This window comes from Bacteroidota bacterium (genome assembly GCA_019637975.1).
In the GTDB taxonomy this organism is placed as follows: domain Bacteria; phylum Bacteroidota; class Ignavibacteria; order UBA10030; family UBA6906; genus CAADGV01.
In genome coordinates this window covers 1-25,393 of sequence record JAHBUR010000018.1, presented here as the reverse complement: position 1 = coordinate 25,393, position 25,393 = coordinate 1, and the positions used below count along the sequence as shown (strand labels likewise).

The 25,393-nt window shown below is 51.9% G+C and carries 17 protein-coding genes; 1 reads left to right on the top strand and 16 read right to left on the bottom strand.

All coding sequences use genetic code 11. From position 1 onward, the window contains the following. Positions 1-59 precede the first annotated feature (59 nt). From KF749_11140 to KF749_11115, 6 genes are all read right to left on the bottom strand, one after another. Positions 60-1,421, bottom strand: a complete 1,362-nt coding sequence (locus KF749_11140; GenBank protein ID MBX2991708.1) for a DUF1446 domain-containing protein — start codon at positions 1,419-1,421, stop codon at positions 60-62. After that, entirely contained in the window at positions 1,421-3,214 is a 1,794-nt protein-coding gene (aspS, locus tag KF749_11135; protein MBX2991707.1) for an aspartate--tRNA ligase, read from the bottom strand. Before aspS ends, KF749_11140 begins: the two co-directional genes overlap by 1 nt. 89 nt (positions 3,215-3,303) lie before the next feature. Then, complete coding sequence (locus KF749_11130; protein ID MBX2991706.1) at positions 3,304-4,173, bottom strand: VOC family protein; 870 nt, start codon at positions 4,171-4,173, stop codon at positions 3,304-3,306. Positions 4,174-4,190: 17 nt separating this feature from the next. Next, positions 4,191-4,781, bottom strand: coding sequence for a polyisoprenoid-binding protein (locus KF749_11125; protein ID MBX2991705.1), 591 nt, complete (start codon positions 4,779-4,781; stop codon positions 4,191-4,193). A gap of 21 nt (positions 4,782-4,802) precedes the next feature. Continuing rightward, positions 4,803-5,381, bottom strand: coding sequence for a nitroreductase family protein (locus KF749_11120; GenBank protein ID MBX2991704.1), 579 nt, complete (start codon positions 5,379-5,381; stop codon positions 4,803-4,805). Between the two features lie 109 nt (positions 5,382-5,490). Continuing rightward, positions 5,491-5,949 carry a MarR family transcriptional regulator gene (locus tag KF749_11115; protein MBX2991703.1) on the bottom strand — a complete coding sequence of 153 codons (459 nt, stop codon included), beginning with the start codon at positions 5,947-5,949 and terminating at the stop codon, positions 5,491-5,493. 99 nt (positions 5,950-6,048) lie between these two features. Between KF749_11115 and KF749_11110 the strand changes: the two genes are divergently transcribed. Continuing rightward, the gene (locus KF749_11110; GenBank protein ID MBX2991702.1) at positions 6,049-6,636 is read left to right on the top strand and encodes a pseudouridine synthase; all 588 of its coding nucleotides are present in this window, start codon (positions 6,049-6,051) and stop codon (positions 6,634-6,636) included. A 28-nt stretch (positions 6,637-6,664) separates the two neighbouring features. Here KF749_11110 and KF749_11105 read toward each other — a convergent pair whose 3' ends face one another. The 10 genes from KF749_11105 to KF749_11060 form a co-directional block, all read right to left on the bottom strand. Next, entirely contained in the window at positions 6,665-9,088 is a 2,424-nt protein-coding gene (locus tag KF749_11105) for a DUF2339 domain-containing protein (protein MBX2991701.1), read from the bottom strand. Between the two features lie 83 nt (positions 9,089-9,171). Next, on the bottom strand, positions 9,172-10,293 hold the full coding sequence (gene chrA, locus KF749_11100; protein ID MBX2991700.1) for a chromate efflux transporter: 1,122 nt from the start codon (positions 10,291-10,293) through the stop codon (positions 9,172-9,174). Further along, positions 10,290-10,754 (bottom strand): DoxX family protein, encoded by a 465-nt coding sequence (locus KF749_11095; protein ID MBX2991699.1) that lies wholly within the window; start codon positions 10,752-10,754, stop codon positions 10,290-10,292. The genes chrA and KF749_11095 overlap by 4 nt, the downstream gene beginning before the upstream one ends. Positions 10,755-10,778: 24 nt before the next feature. Then, positions 10,779-11,132 carry a DsrE family protein gene (locus tag KF749_11090; GenBank protein MBX2991698.1) on the bottom strand — a complete coding sequence of 118 codons (354 nt, stop codon included), beginning with the start codon at positions 11,130-11,132 and terminating at the stop codon, positions 10,779-10,781. After that, positions 11,129-11,677, bottom strand: a complete 549-nt coding sequence (locus KF749_11085) for a hypothetical protein (GenBank protein ID MBX2991697.1) — start codon at positions 11,675-11,677, stop codon at positions 11,129-11,131. Before KF749_11085 ends, KF749_11090 begins: the two co-directional genes overlap by 4 nt. Positions 11,678-11,771: 94 nt before the next feature. Further along, complete coding sequence (gene trxA / locus KF749_11080; GenBank protein MBX2991696.1) at positions 11,772-12,101, bottom strand: thioredoxin; 330 nt, start codon at positions 12,099-12,101, stop codon at positions 11,772-11,774. A 37-nt stretch (positions 12,102-12,138) separates the two neighbouring features. Continuing rightward, a complete protein-coding gene (dnaE, locus tag KF749_11075; GenBank protein ID MBX2991695.1) occupies positions 12,139-15,597 on the bottom strand; it encodes a DNA polymerase III subunit alpha in 3,459 nt (1,152 codons plus the stop codon). Positions 15,598-15,767: 170 nt separating this feature from the next. Continuing rightward, positions 15,768-17,456: a proline--tRNA ligase gene (locus tag KF749_11070; GenBank protein MBX2991694.1), complete on the bottom strand. Its 1,689-nt coding sequence runs from the start codon at positions 17,454-17,456 to the stop codon at positions 15,768-15,770. Between the two features lie 129 nt (positions 17,457-17,585). Next, positions 17,586-18,113: a hypothetical protein gene (locus KF749_11065; protein ID MBX2991693.1), complete on the bottom strand. Its 528-nt coding sequence runs from the start codon at positions 18,111-18,113 to the stop codon at positions 17,586-17,588. Between the two features lie 15 nt (positions 18,114-18,128). Then, a complete protein-coding gene (locus KF749_11060) occupies positions 18,129-25,373 on the bottom strand; it encodes an Ig-like domain-containing protein (GenBank protein ID MBX2991692.1) in 7,245 nt (2,414 codons plus the stop codon). Between the last annotated feature and the right edge of the window lie 20 nt (positions 25,374-25,393).

The window sequence follows — 25,393 nt, the reverse complement described above, 5'->3', positions numbered from 1 at the left end:
TCCTTTCTTGATGTATGACTGTTGTGGTGGATGATCCCAACAAGATGTTGGGGAAATTCTTACACTTCAACAACTTCCACGATCGGTTGTACAGCGGTCTTCGGAATAAGCGCCGGCCAATAGGCAATGACCTCACTTGGTTTCGGGCGACCGCCGGCAAAACCTGTCACGGCCGGCGGACCGGTGAGTATGAGTGGCGCGAGTTCCATTCCAAAGCGCTCAACTGCTTTTTGGTCGTGATCCCGAACCCCGATCCTCAGCACAATCTCATTTATCTCATTCGGCATCACTGATAGCGGACCGTGACACGAGTTGTAGCCCATGAATTCCGAACGAATCTCATCGAATTTCAACCCGAGGTCGGCAAGCCGCGTACGAAGGATCTGATCCGCGGCTCTTGCTTTCTCTAAAGCGTCAGGCCACGCATACGTGAGTGTACCGATTGCCGTATAACCGTCAAGATACGACATCGAAACCTTGTACGAATCGGTAGCAGGCTTGCCCTTCACGCCGAACATCCTGACACGATTGGGGCCGATATCTTCAAGATGAATGGTTGTGAAATCCGCGACGCAATCCGGCGTAATGTAATTGGCAGGATTGCCAATCTCGTACATTAATTGCTCGGTGACTGTTTGGCGCGATACAAGTCCCCCGGTGTTCTCATGTTTTGTAATGACGACTTCTCCGTTAGGAAACGCCTCGGCAATCGGAAACCCGATATGAGCCATGTCGGGAACGTTCTTCCATCCGGCAGAGAAGTTGCCGCCGCTGGCCTGTCCACCGCATTCAAGAATGTGGCCTGCAACCGTGCCTGCTGAAATCGTATCCCAATCATTTTCCTTCCACCCGAATTCATAGATCATCGGCGCAAGAGTCAAGCCTGTATCAGTTGTCCGTCCCGTGATAATGATCTGGGCACCTTGCCGCAACGCCTCGACAATCGGCCAGGCACCGAAGTATACGTTGGCACTCATAACCTTGTCACGTACAGAGTCAAGGCTCTCACCCGATTCCATATTGTGGAGATGAATACCCTTCTTTTTCAACTCGTCGAGCTGGTCGAGAATGTCGTCTCCCAGCACGACACCTATCTTCAGCTTGGATATTCCGAGCTTCTTCGCAACCGCAAAAATGGCATCCCGGCAGGCAGCAGGATTCACGCCGCCGCCGTTCGTAATCACCTTAATGTCTTTCTTCGTGATAATTGGAAGAATCCGCTCCATGAGCGGAACAAGGTCCTTCGCATAGCCAAGCTTCGGGTCCTTCCGCTTCTGCTTTTGCATGATGGACATGGTGACCTCCGCGAGGTAGTCCATCATCATGTAGTCAATCGGGCCTCTGGTCACCTGGTCGTACGGAGCGGTGAGAAGGTCACCCCAGAAGCCTTGTCCGCTGGCAATTCTAATTTTGTCTTTCACTACACAACTCGAATGTGGAGTTCGCGTAATTGTTTTTCATCAACCTCGCTCGGGGCTTCATCCATCAACGACATAGCACTTGCGGTTTTCGGAAATGCGATAACATCGCGCAGGGACTTGCTGCCGGTCAATATCATCACGATTCGATCCAACCCGAATGCAATGCCGCCATGAGGCGGGGCGCCGTACTTGAAGGCATTCAGTAGAAATCCGAATCTCTTCTCCGCGTCGTCCTTCCCGATTCCGAGAAGGGAAAAGACCTTTGATTGTAGTGAAGAATCGTGAATACGGATGCTGCCGCCGCCAAGTTCATTGCCATTCAGCACCATGTCGTACGCCCGCGAGCGGGCTTTGTCCGGAGCCGTATCCAGCAAATCCGCATCTTCAAGCATCGGTGATGTAAAGGGATGGTGCATTGCAACGTAGCGTTGTTCTTCTTCGCTGAATTCGAACATCGGAAATTCCGTAACCCACAGGAGAGTCCATTTCCCTTCATCAATCATGTTCAGGCGTTTTGCCATATCGAGCCGTAGGGTGCCGAGGGTGGAATACGTTTTCAACCAAGTGTCCGACACAAACAGCAACAAATCCCCCTCCTTCGCACCCATGTGTACGGCAATCTTCTCCATCAACTCTTTGCCCAGGAATTTCTCGATTGCCGATTCAAGTCCCTTCTCCGTCCACTTCATGTACGCAAGTCCTCCGATGCCGAGGCTCTTTGCGTAATCGACAAGGTTGTCCATTTGATTTCGGGTGAACGATGCAGCCCCCGGAACGACGAGTCCGGCAACCGTTCCACCCTTTGCAACATTATCTGCAAACACCTTGAACCCTGAACCCTCAACCAACCCGTTCAGTGTTGTAATCTTCATTTCAAACCGCGTATCCGGCTTGTCGCTGCCGTACATTTCCATCGCCTGCTTATATGTAAGGCGCGGAAGCGGAAGTGGAATTTCGATGCCCTTCAAGTCCTTGAATATCCTCGCGATCATTCCTTCGGCAATCCGCTGAACGTCCTGTTCATCAACAAAAGACATTTCAGCATCGATCTGGGTGAATTCCGGCTGGCGATCAGCCCGCAAGTCTTCATCGCGAAAGCATTTCGTGATTTGCACATACCGGTCGAACCCGGCCACCATCAATATCTGCTTGTATGTTTGAGGAGATTGCGGCAGCGCGTAGAACTTCCCGTGCTGAACGCGGCTCGGCACAAGGTAATCTCTTGCACCCTCCGGTGTGCTCTTCATCAACACCGGCGTTTCGATTTCCACAAAATTGTTTTCATCAAAATAGCGGTGAACAACTTGATAGAGTTTATGGCGGAAGATGATGTTGTTCTGCAACGCCGGTCGTCGCAAATCAAGATAGCGGAATTTCAATCGCAAGTCTTCGTTGGTTTCGATTGAATCCTCGATGTGGAACGGGGGAGTTTCTGCTTTGTTGAGAATCTGCAGTTCCGTCGCCATCACGTCGATCCCGCCAGTTGCAAGATCGGAATTGACCGTACCTTCAGGTCGGTGTTCGACTTTGCCTGAAACCGAAATCACAAACTCATTCCGCAGCGACCCGGCAAGCTCGTGTACTGATGCGTTGGTTTGAGGATTGAAAACGACTTGCGTTTTTCCATACCGGTCACGCAAGTCAATGAAAATCACGCCGCCAAGGTCTCGTCTGATGTCAACCCAGCCTGTAAGCGTAACTGTTTTGCCGATGTCGGATACGCGCAACTCGCCGCATGTGTGCGTGCGCTTCTTGAACGAGGACAATACTACTCCAATTATTCGGGAAAGCATGAGAAATGCATCAGCATTTGGAAGTCAAGATAGGCAAAAACGGAGTGACTATCAACGAATCGAAGCAGAAGGGAACTTGTTACGATGTGTTACATCGCAGTCTGTATGAATTCGACGCCTATTCCATCGAGGTCATGAAGACGTAGTATCGGTTCCTTGCCGAGAATTGAGGAAGAGGTGTACGAGAGTTTCGATTCGGCAAGACCTTGTCGCATCGCTTCCCACTCTATCTGCGGAAGCGAAACTCCAAAAGCAAGAATGCCTGTCGTATTCTGCTGCCGGGCAGCACCGTTGCGACTCGCCCAAATGTTCGTGCCGATGTGATGATGATAGCTGCCGGCTGCAAGAAACAACGCTCCGGGGTATGACCTTGCGGTTACACCAAAACCGATGTTCTTGACATAGAATTCTTCGACCTTAGCAAGATTCGTAACGCTGAGATGAACATGCCCGATATCGGTTTGGTGATGAAGGCCATCCCACTTGCCATCGGCGGTTTGCAGCAACCCCTCAACATCAAGCGGCTCGGTAACCATGTAGACTTCCCCGTTTTGCCATCGCCATGAGTCTCGGGGCCGATCGCAATACAACTCGATGCCATTTCCCTCAGGATCAGCAAGGTAGATTGCTTCGCTCACTGCATGATCCGAGGCCCCTTGAATGGGATACGACGCTTCGATCAAGCGTAACAACGTTTTCGCCAGCTCTTGTCTGTCGGGAAAACGGATTGCCACATGAAACAGTCCGGCAGAACCATGCGGCGGACGTTTCGCTTGAGGGTTCTCTTTCAGGTGGATATGAAACGGAAGTTGCCCTGTTGATGACAGGGCAACCTCTGAATCAGTTCTTGCGACGTCACGAAATCCTAGCAAAGCTCCGTAAAAGGCCTCAGATTTCTTGAGGTCATTGACACACAAGCGGACATACGCAATTTTAGCATCTTGAGAGATGGATTTCATGAGCTATCTACTCGTTGCTATCCTTGCGCCTTCTCTTTTGCAAATTGCAGGAGAAGCGTTACTTCGATTTCCTTGCCCGCAACAAGACCGCCCGTATCGAGGACGTTGTTCCATTTTGTCCCGAACTCAAAGCGATCGATCTTTGTCGTCGCCTTGAACGCTGACTTCACATTTCCCCGAGGGTCGGTGATTGTTCCTCGGAATTCCGCATCGAGAACAACGGGCTTTGTTATATCGCGGACGGTAAGATTTCCGGTAATCTTGTACTTTCGGTCTCCGGCTTTCTCGACTTTCGTGCTCACGAACTTGATTTCCGGATACATCTCGGCATTGAGGAAATCGTCGGCACGGAGGTGGTTGTCCCGCCGTTCATTCTGCGTATCAATACTTGACGTCTTGATTGTGGCTTCGATCTTTGCATCGGTCATGTCTTCCTTCGATGCAACCATGGTAGCGTCGAACTCCCGGAACAAGCCCGTCACTTCCGAAAACACCATATGGCTCACGGAAAAATTCACGTTGCTGTGCGACTTGTCGAGTTTCCATTTCGTTTGTGCCTGTCCGCTGAATGCGGCAAAGACCAGAAGGGCAAGAATGGTGTGCTTCATGAGTTTTCTCCTTAAATATGGTTATTGGTGATGTATATGGTGTTCCAGACTTGTGCGCAGAAACCCGGAGGCACTCCCCCATACGCCTTCATACACCATGGTGTGCAACTCATGGCGCAGGCGCACGCGCGACGTCCGTTGCTCTTCGTCTGCATATCCTACTGCGAGAATTGCAGCCGGCTCAAATTCCTCGGGAACACTGTATAGCTCTCTCAGACGGCGCATATCGTACCCGCCCATCTGGTGAACCTGAAGTCCGAGTGAAACGGCCTGTACTGTCAGATTCGCCACGGCGCCACCGGTATCGTACAACGCAACCCGATTGAACCGGTTGTCACGTTCGAACAACTTCTTCGCAAAGCCGGCAATCAACACGGGAGCTTCACCCGCCCAGCTTTTGTTGCTTTCCGTCAATGTGCTGAAAAGTCGTTCATAGCCTTCAGGATGAGACTTTGTTTCAACGATGAAACGCCACGGTTGTTCATTGCGGCTTGAGGGCGACCAGCGTGCCGCTTCAAAAAGGCTTACGAGCTTTTCAGGTTCGACTGGGATATCCAGGAAACCCTTCGGACTCCACCGCCTGCGAATCGTATTATCCATGGGAGTGAGTTTATTTTCTACAACGTATGCATCAACCATGACCAGACCGGAATCCATTCCTGCTTTGAATTAGGATTGTTTGAATTCAAAGCATTAAACAACAGAGAACCTATTTCGGTTCCCGAAGAGACAATCCCAGTTTCTTGAGCAACTTGCCTAACTGAGCCTGCTCCTCTGTTGACAGAGCCGAGGCTAACATCCCAACATGTTTCGCATGCTTCGGAAAAATCTCCTCGAACAGCTTCTTCCCCTTTACAGTAAGTTGAAGCGTTATCGCCCGCCGGTCTTTCGTACTGTGTACGCGCTCCACCAGCGAGAGCTTTTCGAGATTGTCAACCACAACCGTCATGTTACCGCCGCTGACCAGCTTCTTGCGACACAACTGACCCATCGTCATGGGGCCGAGGTGGCCGAGACACTCTAACACCCCGAATTGTGCCTGTGTAAGGCCGTACCCTTCGATATCCTCGCCTGTTGCTTTAGAAAACACCGAAAAGGCCCTCGCGAGTTTCACCCAGAGGGTCAAGGCTGCATCGGCTTTCTTGCCGTAACGCTTTGTTGTTCTCATATTAGTTTGAATTCAAAATATACTAATTCAATATACATTTCCAACGTGCCAATGTCAAACACTTGAATATACCGGCTTCCTTCCCTACCTTGAAACCGCATGAAGACAGGCCGATTCCACTATATTCTGTTCCACAAGCCGTATGGCGTACTCTCCCAATTCACGCCCGAACACGGTCACCCGTCGCTTCGCGATTTCGGCCCTTTTCCTCCCGGTGTTTACCCCGTCGGCAGGCTTGATCTTGATAGCGAAGGCCTGCTGTTGCTGACGAATGACAACATCCTTAAACACCGGCTTGCTGACCCGAAGTTCGGGCATCCGAGAACGTATTTTGTTCAGGTGGAGAGAATCCCGGACGAAACTGCGCTCCAAAAGCTGCGAAAAGGCATGGTGATCGAAGGAAGGAAAACCAAACAGGCCGAAGTGAAGATGCTCGAAGCAGAACCAGACCTGCCCCCCCGAAGCGTGCCAATCAGGTTCAGAAGAAATGTCCCTACTGCATGGCTTGAAATGACATTACGCGAGGGGCGAAATCGCCAAGTGCGTAAACTGACGGCTGCTGTCGGGCACCCAACGCTGAGGCTCGTGCGGGTACGCATCGGCCCTTTGGCTCTGAAAAGCCTGGCAAGCGGCGAGAGTAGGTCGCTTTCCGCGAATGAAATCCAATCACTCGGAGACTTACGTTGAACCCCCATGTACTGATCGGCAACAACAATCAAGGAATCGGACTCACTCCGGGCGCCTCTCCCTCCAGAATGATGGACTTGTACTTCTGGTACAGATACGACACGCCAAGAAGTATCACACCAAGTCCGATGAAGGAAAAGATGCGATACAGTGTCTGCAAGAACGAGAGATCGTAGATGAAGATCTTCAAAATCGCAACACCGAACAGGCCAATGGCGACCAGCCGGAGGTTCCGGTACCGCTTCCAGATTCCGACCACCATCAAAATCACTGAGTAGACAAGCCATACACCGGAAAGCGATAGCGATTGCATGTTCCGCAGGTTGCTGAGTTGTGCTTCGAAATCCTTCGTCCAGTTGTCGCCCATTTGCAGTTGCAGAACGCGAATCTCCTTCTGAAAGAAATCTCTCGTTTCGGATGTCAGCAAAACAAGCACGAGGGCAACAATCGTCAAGCCGAAGATTGCTGCCACGGTTCTTGTCCAATTGCCTTCTTTGCTTCCCGATTTCCAGAGGCGCTGCTGCACGATTGCTCCGACAAGGAGCAAACACAACACGAATACGCGGACATTGAACAGAAGAGAGAACCATTCAATCGGCTCAAACCAGAGAGACCTGAACAACCCCGCCGCCAATCCCAACACCATCAGGCCGATACCCGCATGCAGCACTGGACGTGAACTCCGGCGAAAGCCGAACCACGTCAGAATAATCGAGTAAGCGGTCCATACGAGGGCGAGTGTCAGATCCTCCTTGAATAGAAGCGACTCCCTTGCAGCGCCTTCAACGTAGAGCATCCACCGGTCGAACAGATTGATGGTTTCTGAAGAAAGGAACACAAAAAAGACGACACACCACGCGTAGCTCAATCCTGAACCAATCCGGCGCGCCAACGATTCCTCGCGTTTCCTGAATATCTCCGATGCCACAAACAACGCTGCGCCGAGCGCCAGAAACGCCGCCGCTCGCATCGTAAACAGAAGTCTGAATTCTTCAAGAGGAATGTGTGTGAACGAGCCATCTGACAAGAAGAGTTTGAACATTGTAATGGAGAACAGAACTACTGCGGCTGCCCAGAGCGACTTCATGCCAGATTTTGTTCCCGCGTAGACTACGATCAGAACTTCAAGAGACCACAGGATAACGGTCATGAATCCGGAAAACTGTATTGCCGTCGCGCTGAATACCAGCACGATTGCTCCAAGAACGTATCGATCCAGCAGGTCTTGCGTCGCTTCGCCTCCATTCTTCAAGATGAGAAACAGCCCGAAATAAGGCAGAGCAATAAGAAACGTTGTCAATCCCATCCACGCGTGATAATCCGGCTCAAGGAGATGATACATGCCGATGTAATACAGTACACCATTGACGACGGCAAGTATGTGGCGTAATGCAGACCACGCTTCGTTCTTGTTGAGATTTCGAAAGGCTTCGAATCCCAGAAACAGAATCCAGAAGAGAGTCAGGAAGAACACCGCCGGCGTCAGCAATTCCGGTTTGAATACCGAATCAAACCACAAAAAATAGATGAAGTACGTACCCGCCATCGTCAGCGGTTCGATGACAATCCATTTTTCTTTGCTGATGACGATGCTCAGAAGTCCGGCCGTGAGTAACGCAATGTACGTGAACAAGCCGATTTCATTCCCCGCGCCTGCACTAAGCATAAACGGCGTCAGGAATCCGCCTGCCCAACCGAGCAGTGCTACGGCAAGGGAATCATATTTGAGTGATTGCCACAGCGTGACCATCGTGACTATAGCCATCAACACAAACGCGACAACCTGGGGAACGAGGTGGTAGAAGTTATAGGCAGCGTACACAGACAAATAGAGAATCGACACTCCGGCCCCAACAAGTCCTTGCGAGAATACCTCGAATCCTTTCTTGTGCATCCGCATTGCGAAGAACAACAGTCCTCCTCCCGCCATTGCGCCCATCAACACCCGGACACTCTCCGAAATCCAATTATTGTCAAACGCATATTTGAGAAAGAACCCGACGCCGATGATCAGCGCCAGCGCTCCGATGCGGTTCAGGACCTTGCCACCGATGAGCGCTTCCCACTCTTTGCTTGTCCGGCCTTCTTTTCTGATCTGGCGTGCAGAAGATTGAAAGATGGGCTCGGAAATCCGCGGCGGAATAGACTCGGAAGGTTCTTGTGCTGGCACGACAGGAGGTTGCGGTTGACGAACGTGCAGCGGAACTGGAGGGGGTTTCGTTGTGATTTCAGGAGCTGGCTCATGCTTCCTCTCGGGCGCTATATCCGGTACAGGTTTCTCTTGAGGTTTCCCCTTCCTCAAACTTTCGAGTTCGTTGCGCAATTGAAGAAGCGTGAATTCCACTTGCTGCAGCCTGCGGGTCAGCGAGCTTACCTTGCTTGCATTGACAATAACAAGAATTAACGGTGCCAGAAAAAGCAGAATACTGAAAAGCCCGATTAGGATTTCCACGCCGGCCTCTGGAAGTGATGGGGGAATTGGGTTTGCGGTAAATCAGGTGCAAATATACGAAGAATGAGGCAAACAACAAGACGTCACAACTGTGAGAAGAACCACCCAAAAAAGGCAGAGCCGGAGACAATCCACGCAGCATTGATTTTCCAGATTAGAATCACGAACCCGGCAACAAGGAAGATTGTCCATGATGAAGCGGACACAAGCGACACTGCCGCGAGCATGATGGCAACTGCAAGCATCAACCCGAGTGAAGCAGCATTTACTCCATCCAGGAAACCTCTCATAAGCTGTGACTTCCTCAGTCTGGGAATGAAAGGACTGATGATCAGAACAAGTATGAACGACGGAAGAAAAATACCTGTCGTGGCAACAACCGCGCCCGGCAATCCGAGTATCACATATCCGATGAACGTTGCTGTGGAAAGAACGGGGCCGGGGGTGAACTGCCCCGCCGCAACCGCATCAAGAAGCTGGGCTTGAGTAAGCCACTGTCTCGCCTCGACAAGTCCGCCCTGAAGAAAGGCTACAAGAACATATCCGCTTCCGTAAAGGATGGAGCCAATCTTCAAGAAGAACAAACCAAGACCGGTAAGTGAAGCTCCTGTTGCGGCTCCGTTCGCCGGTAGGCTCTGTACTGCGAGCGTACCACTCAACAAAGGTAGAAGAAACAATTCCTGTATCCTGTTGCGATAGTTCCACAGAAGCCCGATCGCTCCGGCAGAGAACAAGAGAAGAATCTCATCAACTCCTACTAAGTTCAGTATCGCTACGACAGCGCTAAGAACAATCATAAAGCGATTCTTCAATATCGGTTTGCCGAGACGAATCACCGCCGCGGCGATAATTGCAATAATCGCCGACCGGATGCCAAAGACCAATGAACCAAGTTGCGGCGTTGAACCATACTCAACGTACAGGTGAGCAAAGAACAACGTAATGAGAACCGCGGGCACAATAAAGCAAACACCGGCTACAATCAGTCCCCTCCACCCCGCGCGTAGGTAACCGATGTGAATTGCCATTTCGGTTGAATTGGGTCCTGGAATGAGGTTCGTCGCCCCGAGAAGGTCAAGGAAGTGCTCGTGTGACAGCCAATTCTTCCGTCTTACGATTTCCTCTTCCATCATCGCAATGTGGGCGGCGGGGCCGCCAAAGGCAATCGTGCCAAGTTTCAAGAATACAAACGCGATTTCCTTCACTGGACTTCCGCTGGCTTTGCGTGACTTGCTTCCTTTTGCCCTCTACGCGAATCAATCGACCATCTTCCGCCGCCGACGATCAACAGGAAAATCGAGCCGAGCAGCATCGACCAGTCATTACGGGAGTCATGCGCCATTTTCCAAAAGCCGCTTTCGAGAAGGATTGGGATTTTTGTTGTAGCAATCGCGACAAGCATCGTGATGATGAGCGGGATGGCCGCATATTGCGTGAAAAGGCCGAGCAGCAACAAGCTACCGCAGAGCATCTCAACTACTCCGACGAAGGGCGCCATGATCTCCGGGGCGGGAATACCGATTTTGGTGAATCGGCCGACGCCAACCGAATCAGGGAAGAGAAATTTCTGAATCCCCTCGGACAGGAATACGGCACCCACCATCACGCGAATCACTATCACCGCGGAGTCGTTCTTCAATCTCTGCACCACGCGAGGCTGTTTCATGATTGTACTCCAGACCAGTTCAAGTCAGAAAGTGAATACTTTGTCCGCGTCAACCGACCACTGGGCAAGCTCGGCCATATTGCTCATCTCAATGCCTTCAATGAGCGGCAGATTCCGGACTCCCCTTGCATCAGCACAAGTTCCGCATGCTTTGACCTTTCCCCCCTTGCTGAGAACCGATTTGAGCATCCGCTCGGTATTGTAATAGCCTTGAGCCGTGGACTGGTTTGGTAAGGCACAAGCAACGGCGTCCGCCATTAAAAAGACATTCACTTGCACTGCGGTGTGATCCTTCTGAATGGCCATTGCTAATCGCAAGCCGTTGTAAGCCTTCTCGGTTCCGTAAGGTGCATCATTAATGAGAATGAGTATACTCATCCGGTCTCTCCTTCATTTCTGTTGTGATGTTCTTCCTGTTGCTGCACGGGGGAAAGCCGAACTGCCGGTGGTGCAACATTGATGAACGCAACATTCTCCGCCGCGTGACACGCATTGCAAGTAGAAGTCAGAGCTCCAAAACGATTCCAAAAGAGTGCAGAGTCTTGTTGGTCTACAGCCTGCTCCACTTCGGGTATTACAAAGGTCAGAAACGTCTTCGCCGATTCGGCACGTTTGGGACGCCGTTCGAGTCCATTCTCGACAGCGAGACGAAGTTTTTGGATCTGATACTTCGCATATTGCCAGTTGTTGTCACGACCCGCCCAGTACAACTCGGCATAGCGATGTCCGGTCTCAACCATTGCCATGTCAAACCCGCGAAGATGCCGGGCTATCGCTTCGAATTTTTCTTCCGCGTTACCCTTCAGCCATTCTGAATCGGATGTGCCAGACCCGCCGTTCGGGTTGTTGCACGAAACGTTCACCAACAAAACGGCGCAGAAGGCGAGCCATCTCCCGAAGAAACGAAACCTCGCATGAAGCATGATGAATCTCCTCGATTTTCTATGAAGAAATGGTTGGCAAAAGGAAAGCCCGATCCTTCAACAAGACCGGGCTTTGACTGATTACCTCAAGCAATCAGTTCATGCTTACGTGCGGCAGCAGCTTCTCCACCACATTCCGCTTCGGCACTGCGCCGATGATTTGCTCGACAACTTTCCCGCCTTTGAATACCATCAGCGTGGGGATGCTCCGAATACCGAACTGCATCGATACCTGCGGATTGTTGTCAACATCCACCTTGCCGACCTTGAGTTTGCCATCGTACTCCTTCGCCAATTCTTCGACAACCGGGGCAACCATCTTGCACGGCCCGCACCACACAGCCCAGAAATCAATCAGAACGGGCTTATCGGAATTCATCACTTCCTGCTGAAAATTTGCATCGGTAATTTCAATCGGTTTCATCTGCCTCCTGTTCCCCCTTCGGGTAATTGTGATTGGTTTAGCTTGCTAATCGTACACTCTGCGGTCCGAGAATCTTCTTTACTTCTGTCAAGAATTCATCGGATGGCTCAATGGTGTATTTCTTCGTATGATATTTCATGTGTTGATCGGAATAGAAAACGTCAAAGTAGCAGGTACAGTTCCCTTGATTCTGTTCGATGAGTTTTCGCAATTCAACGATTGTGTTTTCCTTAATATCGTTGATATTGATGGAGAGAACTATACTTCTTGTGAACTTTTCCCTCACCTTCTCCATCGGAAAGACTTCCTGCACAACAATCTTCAGCGCATCACCGTTTGCTTCTCCCTTTCCCGTCACCATTATCATCGAGTCCGGTTGAAGATAGTGCTGGAACTTTGCAAACGGATCCGAGAACACAATCAGGTCCGCACGACCTGTAAAGTCTTCGATTGTAACAAAGGCCATCGTGTTTCCGCGCTTGTCAATTCGTTTACGAACTTGCGTCACAATGCCGCACGCCCGTGCCGTTGAGCCGTTTTTGAAGTTGCCCGGGTTGCCAAGTTGAACATTCGCAAATTCGTTCACCTCCTGCTCGTATTTTAGAAGCGGATGGCCCGAAACGAAGAAACCGAGAACATTCTTCTCGCGCATCAGTTTGTCATGGTCAGTCCATGCGGCAACGGCGGGCAGTACGGGATAGGAGATCCTCTGCTGCTCCTTCGGACCTGAATCAAACAGGCTCGATTGCCCGCTCAGACTTTGTTCCTGATATGCGCTGCCGAAGTTTGCGACCCGCTCAAGATTCTCAAAATACTGTGCCCGATGCCCCTCCATCGAGTCGAATGCGCCGGCCTGCACAAGACTTTCAAGGCATTTCTTGTTCACAAGACGAAGATCTACACGGCGGCAAAAATCAAAAAGATTCTCGAACTTCCCTTGTTCCTCTCTTGCTTTGATAACGGACTGAATGGCATTCTCGCCGACTCCTTTGATAGCACATAGCCCAAAACGGATGGCACCGTTGACGACCTGAAAATCAATCCCCGACTCATTGACATCCGGCGGAAGGACTTCGATACCTAATCTGCGGCAATCGTCAATCAGGCCGACGATTTTGTCGGTATCGCCAATTTCTGACGACAATGTCGCCGCCATATATTCGGCAGGGTAATTCGCTTTCAGGTAAGCGGTTTGGTACGCAACAACCGAGTATGCCACGCTATGTGATTTGTTGAACCCGTACGACGCAAACTTCTCAATCAAGTCGAAAATCTCGCCGGCAAGTTTCTTCTGGATTCCAAGTGCAACAGCGCCTTCGATGAACTCAATTTTCAGCTTTGCCATCTCCTCTTTGTTCTTCTTGCCCATTGCCCGGCGCATGAGATCGGCTTTTGCAAGGGTAAATCCTGCGATCTCCGTTGCAATCTTCATCACCTGCTCCTGATAGACGATGATCCCGTACGTCTCTTTCAGGATCGAGTGCATCTTCGGGTGCATGTAACTGATCTCCTGGCGGCCGTGCTTTCGCTCGATGAAGTCCCCGATCATCTCCATGGGGCCGGGACGGTATAGGGCGTTCATGGCAACGAGATCGCTGATACTCGTGGGTTTCAGCTTGCGCAGCCAATCCTGCATGCCTGAACTTTCGAATTGAAACACGGCAATAGTTGCAGCTCGAGCGAACAGATCGAATGTCTTCGGATCGTCTTCCGGAATGGCATCTAAATCTATATCAACGTGATGATTACGCTTAATCATCGCAAGCGCATTCTCAAGCACAGAAAGTGTCCGCAAGCCGAGAAAATCCATCTTGAGAAGTCCGGCTGCCTCAAGATCTTTCATGTTGTACTGCGTCATGACTTCCGTTTGAGGGGTCTTGAACAGCGGCACATAGTCGCTAATGTTGCCGGGAGCAATCACTACTCCTGCGGCATGCATGCCTGCTCCCCGGTTCATTCCTTCAAGAACAAGAGAGGCGTCAATCAACGTCTTGATTTTCGGATCCGTGCTGTCCTTCACCCATTTCAGATCCGGAATCGTTTCGAGTGCTTGGGCCAGCGGCCTGACTTTCCCTAATTCTACGGGAATCTGCTTCGTTATCGAATCAATCGTGCTGAGAGGAACGCCAAGTACCCTGCCGACATCCTTGAGAACGGCTCGGGACGAAAGGGTGCCGAAGGTGATGATTTGAGAAACGGAATTCTCGCCGTACTTCTCGCGAACATACTCAATCACCTTCTCCCGTTTTGTATCCGAGAAATCAATGTCAATGTCAGGCATGCTTTGCCTGTCCGGATTGAGGAATCGCTCGAACAGCAAATCGTACTTGATCGGATCGACGTTGGTGATCCCCAACGAGTAAGCAACAATGCTGCCTGCGGCACTGCCGCGGCCCGGCCCGACAAAAACCCCCATCCGCCGGGCGGCTGCGATGAAATCCTGCACAATCAGGAAATACCCTGCATACTCCATCTTGCGGATTACTGCTATTTCGTGTGCAAGTCTACGCTGCAAATCTTCCCCCGCTTCCGGATACCGCCTGTTGAAACCTTCTCGGGAAAGGTGTTCGAAATAATCATCCAGCGTTGTAACGCCGGCCTCGGAAGGAATCGGGAACTGCGGCATGTGGTTGGTCTTGAGATCAAGCTCAAGATTGCACTTCTCCACTACCTCCATCGTTGAGCTCAGAGCTTCAGGATATTCCCTGAACAGCTCGATCATTTCTTGTGCTGATTTGAAGTAGACTTGATCCGTCTGATACCGGAGTTGCGTATAGTCATGTGTCGTCGTGCTGCTCGAATCGGGAATTAACAGCATGATGTTGTGAGCGATGGCGTGTTCCTGCTTGAGATAGTGAACATCATTCGAGCAGATGAGCTTGAGACCCAAATCTTTGGCAAGCTTTGGGGCCTTCTCCCTGATAATCGCCTCCCGCTTGATCCCGTGGTTCTGGATTTCGATGTAGAAATCGTCTCCAAAAATATCCTTGAGAAGCTCGGCGATTTCATAAGCTTCCTTGTCTTCACCATTTGCAAGCTGTGCTCCCACAACTCCTCCGGCACACGCCGATGTTGCGATTAATCCGGCGCTGTATTGCCGGAGCACCTCAGTATCGATACGGGGCTTGTAGTAGAACCCTTCGGTATGCCCAATTGTACAGAGTTTGGTGAGATTCTTGTAGCCGGCGGCGTCTTTTGCGAGCAGAATCATGTGGTGGTACGCCCCCCGCTTGCCGCCCGATTCCGTCGCTTGCGTGGTTTTCTCGAATCGGCTCCCTTTGGTTACGATGTACACCTCGCAACCGATAATTGGCTTGATACCTGCTTTTTGAGCCTTTTTGTAAAATTCCAAAGCGCCAAACATCACGCCATGATCGGTAAGTCCGACTGCGTGCATTTTGTTAGCAACAGCGGCCTTGACAAGCTCATCGACTTTCAAAGCGCCGTCAAGCAAACTGTAGTGAGTATGATTATGAAGATGGACGTATTCTGGCATAGATAACACTCCCAATTCTTAATCACTTTTCCTTCAACGCGGGAGTTTCAATTTAGTCACCGAAATGGAGAAATCAAGGGTAAGTTATGAACAACTTTTGCAGAGAAAAACAGGTCTCGATGTTGATTGATAAGGAGGCCGTATTCCCTTAATAATCAAGATGTTAAATGTTATATCAGAAGTTCTTTCACCTTCGCAAAAGATTGATCAACGTCAACCAGAATTCTTTCCCCTGATTTCCGGATCTTCACCTCGATCTTGCTGTTGGCGAGATTTTTTTCGCCAACAATAACCTGAAGAGGCATACCGAGTAAGTCGGCATCCTTGAATTTGAAGCCCGGAGTGGTCGGTCGGTCGTCATACAGTGTATCAATCCCTGCTCCGAGTAGCTCGTTGTACAGATGCTCCGCCCTCTCAACAACCTCCTTGTTTTTCACATTCACCGCCACGATATGCACGAGATAGGGCGCTATGGACTTGTCCCAAATAATGCCGTTCGCATCATGATTCTGCTCGATATGACATGCGATAATCCGCTCGATGCCGATCCCGTAGCTTCCCATGATGATTGGCTTCGCCTCTCCTCTCTCGTCCAGATAGGTTGCTTTCAGAGAATCGGAGTATTTTGTTCCGAGTTTGAAGATATGGCCCAACTCGATTCCTCGAACTATACGGAGCTTGGCGGTACCGTTCGGGGCGGTTTCGCCCGCCTGCACGGTTCGCAGGTCGTAGTAACCGTCGATCTTGCAGTCACGCTGCAGGTCGATATTCTTCAAATGGTAATCGTTCCGGTTGGCTCCGCTGATGAGTCCGTTGGCACCTTCAAGCCGCTTGTCGGCAATGACCTTGAACCCTTTCAGTCCCACCGGGCCGATAGAACCGCCGTCAGCACCCGTCAATCCAAACAAGCTTTCCGCCTCGATGGGGCGTACGTCGGTCCCCATCACCGACGTCAGTTTCGATTCATTCAGTTCATCATTTCCCATCAAAAGGACGAGCACAGGGGTTTTGTCTGCCCAATACACGACTGACTTCGCAAGTACACTGTGATCAACTTTGAGAAACGCCGCCAATTCGTCGATAGTTTTGACGTTGGGTGTGGGGATTTCGTCAAGCGGTTTGCTTTCAGCGTGGCGGACGGCTTTCGTGACGACAGAGGTAGCAATCTCAAGATTCGCGGCGTAGCTGTTATCCTCGGCGAGCGCAATCGTGTCTTCACCCGAATCCGATTCGAGCATGAACTCCTGTGAGCCGCTCCCCCCCATTGCACCGCTCGACGCGCCGACAATGAAGAACTTCAGTCCGCAGCGCGTGAAGATTTTTTTGTATGCCTCGGCGTGCAGATCGTACCCCTTATCGAGGCCGTCCCACGTTGCATCGAGTGTATAGCTGTCTTTCATCAGAAACTGGCGGCCGCGAAGAACACCGGATCTTGGCCTTGGCTCATTCCTGAATTTCGTCTGAATCTGATACCAGATTTGCGGCATGTCTTTGTACGACTCGACATGGTTCTTTGCAATCCAGCAAATCACCTCTTCATGCGTCGGGGCAAGAACCAGAGGCCTGTTCTTAACGTGAAAGAGATTGTCGCCAAAGGCTTTCACGCGTCCCGTCTCGTCCCACAGTTCGATCGGATTCAACGCCGGCAGATGAAACTCCTGCCCGCCGATGGCGTCCATTTCTTCCCGGACGATTTCACATACCTTCTTCATCACTTTGTAGCCGAGCGGCAGCCACGAATAAATGCCGGCCGCGAGCAGGCGAACCATTCCGGCACGAATCATCAATTGGTGACTCGGGATTATGGCGTCGTTGGGAATTTCTTTTACGGTGGGGATGAATGCTTTGCTGAGACGCATACGATTAGGTTTAGAGTAGTTTCCGAATTCTCGAGGGCAAAAAGAAAGGGCACTCATCAGAGCACCCCTTCTTAAACCTGAAATAGTGAATGGAGGCTTGGCAAAATATACCAAATCCCCTCCGTGGATTCAAGGACGCCCCGGCGGCTGAGGAAAAACATTCGTTTTCCCCGCGTCGTCGTCCTTCTTTGAGGAAAGCAGGATGATTGCCAGCGTCAGCCCGGCAACGACCGCTCCGCCAGCAATGTACAATCCGCTGTTTCCTCCCTCGGACTCCGCAGGAATTGCGCTGATAACGAAGCGGATGTCATTCACATCATCGTACGCCGAAACATACTCGTCTGAAATTCTCCAACTGATCCGCTTGTTCTTCCCGGGGCGGATATTCGCTCCAATATCGCCGATGACATTAATCGGAGTGTACGAGTAACTTGTGTCAGAATGCAACCTGATTGTCAGCGTTACAGTGTACACGTCGCTCGGAGACCCGGCAAGATCGTACTCAAGAAACACGTTGACCCTTCCTTGCTTCTCCGGACGAATGTTCGAAACAGGCCCGTCTTCCTCTTGGGCTACCGTCGTAATCTGCACCGTGTAGATGAGGAAAAGAGTCGCCAGCAGACTGCGCAAAATTCTATGATGAACGAGATATGACATCGTACTCTCCTATCGTTACTTTATCAAAATCATTTTGCCCGTGAAGGTTGGACCATTCAATGCGCGGAATCGGGTGAAATAGATACCGCTTGCAACAGTGCTACCGGATTCATTCCTGCCGTCCCAAGTGTAGAAATACCTGCCTGCTTCCAGCGTTCCCGAAAATACAGTCCGGACTTCCTGCCCCAGCGTATTGTAAATCTTCAACGTCACATCTGCAGTATGCGGGAGAGCAATCGGGATTGTGGTTACCGGATTGAATGGATTAGGGAAATTATTGCCCAAGGCAAACTCCTTCGGAATGATCGAACTCAATACTTCGCGTATTGCTTCTTCCGTTCCTACGGCAATTTCCAGCTCAGCACTGCCGGTCGGGAGCGGCACAGTATAACCCGGTTCTTTCCGAAGGTCAGCGTACCGGGCCCTCTGCCGGTCAATCAGATAGACATTCAGAGCCTCCGGCACATCTCCGATTCCGTTAAAGCGGAGCGTGACTGCCTCGTGCAGTTTTGCTCGTACGTTGAAGGTCCAGGTTTCGAGCCGTTCCACTTCTGGGCGGAAATCCGATGCAAACATGCTGTAACGGGCATCCCATTCGGGGCGATTAAAGAAGGCGGTCGGTATGCCGTCGAAAGCCCGCGGCTTTCGGTATTCCAGCGAATCCAATCCGGGCCGCGAGTCGGATAGTATGCCAAATACCAAGGTGTTGTCCGTAAATCCTCCCGCGCTGTATACCACCCCGATTTTCCATTCGCCTTGTTTTCCGCTCTCTCCGGATTTTCCCACGGATGAATAGTTGCCAAACGGAATTCGCAATGAGGTAAGACTTCCGCTGTTGAAGAAGTAATACCCGCCGTACGGCAAGAATTCCGACTCCATGAATGCACCGTTGAACGCAAAGAGCTTGTCCGAGAAATTGCCGTTTGCCGCACGCACAACAGTCCACGGAATTGTCACCGTATAGGGATTTGTAATGAGATTCCATCCGTTCTGTAACCCGATCTGAACACTCTGATTCTGCGTATTCAGTGTTGCGGTAGGCACGGAGACACTCGTGATAGACCAGACGCCTTTCTTCAGAACCCAGAATGCCCTTCCCGGGGCGAGCGAGAACGACGGGCTTGCATCATATGGTTCAAAGTAGTTCTGGTCGGCACCGTTGTCACGATACACAATCCAATCACTATGCTGTGTACCGGGAAGGAGTTGCGGAATTGTGATCCCGCCTCTCAATCCGTCGCCCGGCAAACCGACAATGCGATAGTCTGTCGGGAGATAGTCACCCTGAGTCGGCCGATCAGGATACACTACGGTGGTCGTAAGAGTGTATGCCTGAGGATACGCCGGCAGAGTGGTAAACGATTTCGCGGAAGAAAATGGCCCAAACCCTCTTGAATTCTTTGCACGAACACGCCAGTAGTATTTCGTACCGTTCGGGCCGTCCTGAATCGTTGGCGGACCAAGCGTTCTGGAGGTTGCAGTCAGTGTCGTGTCGTTGAACACCGTGGTTGTAAACGTCGCAACAGTTGAAACCTGTAAATGATAATTGGTCGCCAGAGGAGCTTGAGACCATGCAAGGGTCACCGTTGTCGGAACATTCATACTTGAGTCGGCCGGTCCTCCGGATAATGTCGGTGCAGGTGGAATCGGCATATCCACCATAAGCGCAACTTGATTCGACGTGCCGCCGCCTGGTGCCCCGTTGCTGATCGTGATGTTTCGCTCGCCCGTTGTCGCGCTGGATGTAATTGTAACGTTCGCACGCAATTGGGTCAAGCTATCCACGACCACCGAGTTGATGGTGATTCCCGTTCCCACGTTTACAGTCGTGACGGTATCGATAAAGCCCGTTCCCCGCAAAACCAACACGATAGTCTCAAGCAGGCTCACGGTTGAAGGGCTCACAGTTGCAAGAGTCGGTACAGGGTTATTGACCTGGAATGCGTTACTGGTCCCGGTTTGCGTTCCGCCCGAGGTTCGGGTAGCCGTTATGGTAATACCGCTTCCCGCTTTATCCATCACAATCTGATGCGTAAGTTGTCCGTTTGAGAACGTCGAAGTTACTCCGCCTCCCGAAAAAAGTCTGCCGTTCGAGGTGATTGTAACAGTCCCCGTAAAGGCAGCTACGGTATTGTTGAACGCATCCTTGGCGCTGATCCGAACCGAAAACGGAACCCTGGTAAGCTGTGCGGGGATGTTACCACCACCTGCCGCTTCAACAACAAAAGCATTGAGCGGGCCCACGGTGTTCGACAATGTAAAGGTTCCCGTACCCGAAAGCCCCTGTACGGTTGCATTCACATCGTACGATCCCGAAATAGTGTTTGCCCTGAACGAATCCGCCCGGGCGATGCCGCCGGTGTCTGTTTGCACAATCCGAGATAGTGTACTGCCCGGGAACGTGCCGCTTGGCCCGGTTGCCGGGGCCGTGAACGTAACGCTTACACCACCAACCGGATTCCCGGAACCATCCGTGACCCTTACACTGAGCGGGAGAGAAAACAGCGTGTTTACCACTGCCGACTGCTGGTTGCCTGCAACCACTGTCACGTTTCCGGCTTGTCCCGGTGTATTGGTTAGATTGTAGTTGGCCGTTGCACTGAGATTTTCCGCAAATGCCTGCACAACGTACGACCCTGCGTTGCCATTTGCCGTAAAGGTATTCGCAGTCACGACGCCGCTGTCATTTGTCATCCATTGATTTCCCCCGCCTTGAAAACTTCCCCCAGGACCTGACGACGGAGCAATGAAGGTAACACGCCAGCTTGAGATGGGGTTGGCAAATGAATCGCGAACGACGGCCCTGAACGGCGTTGTAAAGTTCGTATTCACTTGGGCAGACTGAGGTGTTCCCGCAGTTGCTACAATTGTTGCGGGAACAGTTGGCCGATTCGTGAGAGTAAACTGTGCGGGCTGGGATACGCCCGGCGCACTTGCGGAGACAAAGTAGGTTCCCGCCACGGAGTTCGCCGAGAACGGTTGTGAATTAGCTATGCCGTTTTCCTGGGTTCTGACCGTGTCAATTCCGTTTTGAAACACGCAACTGGGCCCCGTCAGAGGAACAGAAAACTGAACCAAAACGCCTCCCACACCATTGCCAGCCCCGTCGGTAACAAGGGCTTGAAGTGTGCTGCCGAATGATGTATTGACGATTGTTGATTGGCCGCTGCCCTGAAATACCGATATCGTCGCGGGGGCGCCCGGTGTGTTTCTCAAGGAGTAGTTCGCCGTATCGACAACCCCCGCGGTTGTTGCGCGTACAGTATAGGTTCCTGCGATAATGTTCGCAACAAAAACCGGGGCCGTGGCAATCCCGTTCGCGAGCGTTCTTGCGGTATCCCTGCCACCTGAAAATGAACCGCTCGGCCCGCTCGAAGGTTGGGTCCACTTCACCAGAACATTCGGAACCATATTAGCAAATGTATCCTCGACCGCGGCCTGGAAGTTGGTAGCAAATGCGGTACTTATCTGGGCCGACTGAGGAGTCCCGGCTACCGAATATAGTCTCTTCGGTGCCCCGGGCCTGTTGGTCATCTGGAAGGTTGCAGGCGATGAGACACTCGGAGCAGAAGCGCCGACAGAATAACTTCCTGCGATGGTATTGGCAATGAACACCGGAGCTTCGGAAATTCCGTTTTGATCAGTCGGAACATCAATCGGTCCGCCGCCCGTCCCCTGGAAGGACCCCCCAACTCCTCCCTGCGGCGGGAAGAATGTGACGGGCGTGTTTACTACAGGATTGTTTGCCGAATCCCTGACTTGCACCCTGAACTGCACTGGGAATGCCGTGCCCACAGTTGTAATCTGCGGAGTTCCCTGCAAGATGGTGATGCTCCCCGGCGGGCCGGTAAGGTTTGTCAACAGATACGAAGCTGAGTCAGTGACTCCTGCAACACTCGCATTGACCGTGTACGGACCGCCCGCAATAAGGTTTGCCATGAACGGCCGTGCTGTCGCCATCCCACCCGAATTCGTTCTGACCGTGTCAATGTTATTTTCGAATGTTCCGCTCGGCCCCGTCGCCGGGCGAGTGAACTGGACAAGCGAATTCGGAACAGGATTGCTGAATCCGTCACGCACAAGAGCCTGTAGATTTGTTGAAAACACCGTCCCGACTTGCGCGCTTTGCGGGGTGCCTGCTATTGCAATGATAGTTGCGGGCGCTGCAGCAGTATTTAACAACGAGAAGTTTGCAGGGGTTGAGATTCCGGAAACTGTAGCGACAACATTGTACGATCCGGCAGATTGGTTCGCAATCGCAATAATGCTCGCGATGCCGTTCGTATCAGTTGTTGCCGTGCCGATCGCAAAGCCGGCGAAGTTACATGACGGACCGGTGGAAGGTGATGTGAACGTAACAAGTATTCCCGGAACCGGATTGTTCCAGTTATCCCTCACTAATGCCTGGAGCGGAACCGGAAAAACCGTCCCGACAGTTGTGGATTGTCCTGAGCCGCCGGCAAGAATAACAGAATTCGCAACACCGGGCGTGTTTGTCAATTGGAATTGTGCCGCAGTTGGAACTCCTGCCACGGTTGCGTTCACCGTATATCTTCCCGCCGTTGTGTTGGCGGTAAATTGTGGCGCTGTCACGACGCCATTCGAGTCCGTCGTGAAGTTCCCGCCTCCCCCAAACATTCCGCCCGGACCGGAAGAGGGAACGGTGAATGTAACAGTCACATTTCTCACAGGATTTCCCGATGCGTCTCTGACGAGAACTCTGAAGTTCGTTGCGAAGGGCGTATTGACCTGGGCACTTTGGGGCGTTCCCGCCGTCGGAATAATACTCGCTGCTTGTCCCGGAACATTCGTCAGGAAAAACTGTGCAGGCGACGAGACGCCCGGTACTGACGCGGTGACCATATACTGTCCTGCAGTACTGTTCGCCGTCAGAACCGGTGCAATGGCAACACCGGAGCTGTTTGTTGTCGCAATATTGACTCCTCCTGCAAACACTCCGCTCGGTCCGGTAAGTGGCACGGTGAACGTCACAATCACGTTCGGAACAGGATTGTTGAACGAATCCCGGACAGCGACCGCGAGTTGCGTTGCAAATGCCGTATTCACTTGAGTACTTTGCGGAGTTCCTGCTGTCGCAAACACGCTTTCCGGCGAACCTGCAAGATTCGTCAGCGCATACGACGCTGTTGCAGTCACACCGGAAACGCTCGCGTTTACTGTATGCGGGCCTGCAACTGTTCCTGCAACAAAAACAGCAGCCGTTGCTACGCCGCTTGGATTCGTTCGAGCGGTATCAATCCCGCCAACAAATGACCCGCCCGTGCCCGAGAATGTCACGAGAACTCCAGGCACAATGTTGTTGAAGGAATCCCTTACCGTTGCCTGGAATTGTACAGGGAATGCCGTATTGACTGTCGTTGATTGCGGTGTGCCTGCAGTTGCAGAAACACTTGCAGCGATTCCCGGTGTATTTGTCAACGAGAATATTGCAGGAGATGCCACTCCTGATACTGTGGCATTAACAGGATAGCTTCCTACAATCGTGTTGGCAAATACCGTCGCCGAAGCAATGCCTGCAGCGGATGACGTTGTTGTGAATGTCGTCAGTCCGTTTGAGAACCTGGCACTTGCCCCGGAAACCGGTGCCGTGAATGTCACCGATATGCCGGCAGCCGGATTCCCTGCGCCATCTCTCACAATTGCCTGGAGATTTGCAGCAAACTGCGTATTCACACGTGTGCTTTGTGGAGTCCCGGCTATAGAGCTGATTGTCGCAGGAGCACCTGCTGTATTGGTCAGAACAAATTGCGCGGGAGTTGCAACTCCTGTTGCGGTAGCCGGCAGGTTGTATGTTCCGGTAATGAAATTAGCTATAAAGACCGCCGCTGTCGCTGCACCGGTAGAATCGGTTGTGGTTGTATTGACATTTCCTTGAAAGGCTCCGCTCGGGCCGGTAGCAGGCGGCGTGAACGTGACAAGATTACCGCCGATGGGGTTGTCAAATGCATCAGTGACGCGGACTCTGAAGTTCGTTGCAAAGGCAGTTCCTATTTGCGCACTCTGGGGTGTTCCCGCTGTAGCAAGAATGCGGGATGCAACTCCCGGATTATTCGTCATCAGGAACAAAGCCGGCGTCGTAACATCAGGAGCCGAGGCCGTTACCTGATAGGAACCTGCCAGCGTGTCGGCGGTGAATGTAGGCGCCGTGGCAATACCGCTGACATTCGTCGGTGCCGTAACAACCCGCAGACCGCCGAATTTGCCGCTCGGGCCTGTTGACGGTGCAGTGAAAGTTACAGTAACGTTGTTCACCGGATTTCCGACCGCATCTCTGACGAGAACTTGCAGACTTGTCGCAAAAGCCGTGTTCACGACAGTAGATTGGGGTGTACCCGCGACTACAGTAATGTTTCCGGGCGGCCCGGATGTATTTGTGAGTTGATAGATAGCCGGGGCTGCCACTCCCGCGACAACCGCGCTATCGTTATAGCTTCCCGCAATAAGGTTGGCCGTAAAAACGGGTGCAACCGCAACACCGTTTGCATCCGTTCTTACCGTATCAATTCCCCCGGCAAAAGTTCCGCTTGCACCCGTTGCCGGTTTCTTGAATGTAACGAGAATGCCGGGTACGGGATTGCTGGCACCATCCCGGACAAGCGCCGTCAGGTTTGTGGCAAAGGCTGTACCGACTTGTGCAGATTGCGGAGTCCCCGCAGTAGCTGTTACAGAAGTTGGCGCTCCGGGCAAGTTGGTCAGCGCAAACCCAGCCGGAGTAGTAATGCCCGGCGCAGTCGCAGTCAACTGATACGACCCCGCAATGATATTGGCACTGAAAACCGCAGCGGTCGCGACCCCACTGACATTTGTTGTAGATGTGTTTACACCTCCCGCAAACGTGCCCGACGGGCCGCTCGATGGCGCCGTGAAGGTTACGATAACACCGCTCAAAAGATTTCCAAACGTATCCCTGACCGTTGCTTGAAAGTTCACCGGAAACGCTGTGGCAATTTGCGTGCTTTGCGGCGTTCCGGCGGTTGCAGTAATCTGTCGGGGCGGCCCGGGCGTGTTCGTTAGCGCGTATGTTGCAGGAGTTGCAACGCCAACAACAGAGGCCGTGACGTTGTACGACCCGGCAATAGTGTTAGCGGTAAGAACGGTTGCCGTTGCAATGCCGTTGGTATCGGTAGCAACATTTATCGTTGAGAGGCCTCCGGCGAATGTTCCCCGTGCCCCTGTCGTCGGCGCCGTGAACGTGACCGTCGCCGCGGTGATGACGTTACCGGCAGCGTCACGGACCAATGCACGAAGATTGGTAGAAA

What these genes read in the sequence shown, in the direction of transcription:
- aspS (MBX2991707.1), bottom strand. Translation starts at nt 3,214, where the DNA reads ATGCTTTCCCGAATAATTGGAGTAGTATTGTCCTCGTTCAAGAAGCGC.
- KF749_11130 (MBX2991706.1), bottom strand. Translation starts at nt 4,173, where the DNA reads ATGAAATCCATCTCTCAAGATGCTAAAATTGCGTATGTCCGCTTGTGT.
- KF749_11125 (MBX2991705.1), bottom strand. Translation starts at nt 4,781, where the DNA reads ATGAAGCACACCATTCTTGCCCTTCTGGTCTTTGCCGCATTCAGCGGA.
- KF749_11120 (MBX2991704.1), bottom strand. Translation starts at nt 5,381, where the DNA reads ATGGATAATACGATTCGCAGGCGGTGGAGTCCGAAGGGTTTCCTGGAT.
- KF749_11115 (MBX2991703.1), bottom strand. Translation starts at nt 5,949, where the DNA reads ATGAGAACAACAAAGCGTTACGGCAAGAAAGCCGATGCAGCCTTGACC.
- KF749_11110 (MBX2991702.1), top strand. Translation starts at nt 6,049, where the DNA reads ATGAAGACAGGCCGATTCCACTATATTCTGTTCCACAAGCCGTATGGC.
- KF749_11095 (MBX2991699.1), bottom strand. Translation starts at nt 10,754, where the DNA reads ATGAAACAGCCTCGCGTGGTGCAGAGATTGAAGAACGACTCCGCGGTG.
- KF749_11090 (MBX2991698.1), bottom strand. Translation starts at nt 11,132, where the DNA reads ATGAGTATACTCATTCTCATTAATGATGCACCTTACGGAACCGAGAAG.
- KF749_11085 (MBX2991697.1), bottom strand. Translation starts at nt 11,677, where the DNA reads ATGCTTCATGCGAGGTTTCGTTTCTTCGGGAGATGGCTCGCCTTCTGC.
- trxA (MBX2991696.1), bottom strand. Translation starts at nt 12,101, where the DNA reads ATGAAACCGATTGAAATTACCGATGCAAATTTTCAGCAGGAAGTGATG.
- dnaE (MBX2991695.1), bottom strand. Translation starts at nt 15,597, where the DNA reads ATGCCAGAATACGTCCATCTTCATAATCATACTCACTACAGTTTGCTT.
- KF749_11070 (MBX2991694.1), bottom strand. Translation starts at nt 17,456, where the DNA reads ATGCGTCTCAGCAAAGCATTCATCCCCACCGTAAAAGAAATTCCCAAC.
- KF749_11065 (MBX2991693.1), bottom strand. Translation starts at nt 18,113, where the DNA reads ATGTCATATCTCGTTCATCATAGAATTTTGCGCAGTCTGCTGGCGACT.